Here is a 634-nt window from a genome sequence, read left to right as displayed (position 1 = left end):
CATCTCGACCGCGCTGGTCGAGCAGACCGCGACGATGGTGTTCATGCCCAACAGCCGCGCCCGGCCCGAGGATTATTGCGACGGCTTCGGCCTCACGAGCCACGAGTTCGCGCTGATCCGCTCGCTCCCCGCGCACAGCCGCGCCTTCCTCGTGCGCCAGCCGGACGCGAGCGTGGTGGTGCGGCTCGACCTCTCGGGCGCTCCGGAAGTGCTGACGATCCTGTCGGGCCGCGAGAGCGCGGTGCGGCGGCTCGACCTCTTGCGCGAGGCGGTCGGCGATGCGCCCGCGGCCTGGTATCCGCCGCTCACCGGCCGCGCATGGCCTGAAGGATTTGGGCCGGACGGGCCGGGCGATCCGGGTGACGACACCATGTGGCAGGCCGCGGAATGAGCACGACCTGCGACATGGCCGCCCAGGCGATGGGCAGCGGCGTCTCGGCGGCGCTCACCGCGGTCGACTGCATCGCCAGCGGCATGAGCGAGCAGGCCTTCAATCGCCTGTTCGGCAGCGAGGGGCAGTTCACCCTCGCGCTGACGCTGCTGCTGGTGTTCTACGTCGCCGGCTTCGGCATCTCGCTGATGCTCGGGCGCTCGAACCTCGGGGTGCGCGCGCTGCTGCCGAAGATGATCACGC

The 634-nt window shown here is 71.0% G+C and carries 2 pseudogenes; both read left to right on the top strand.

The features are described from left to right. Positions 1-391 (top strand): annotated as a pseudogene (locus tag ACLBKU_RS17720) (VirB4 family type IV secretion/conjugal transfer ATPase); the annotation flags it as partial. Next, positions 388-634, top strand: a pseudogene (locus ACLBKU_RS17715) (type VI secretion protein); the annotation flags it as partial. The pseudogenes ACLBKU_RS17720 and ACLBKU_RS17715, both read left to right, overlap by 4 nt.

Source organism: Erythrobacter sp. NE805 (assembly GCF_046452355.1).
Lineage (GTDB): Bacteria > Pseudomonadota > Alphaproteobacteria > Sphingomonadales > Sphingomonadaceae > Erythrobacter.
Note: the sequence above shows the minus strand (reverse complement) of the source record. Positions and strands in the feature narration are given on the sequence as shown.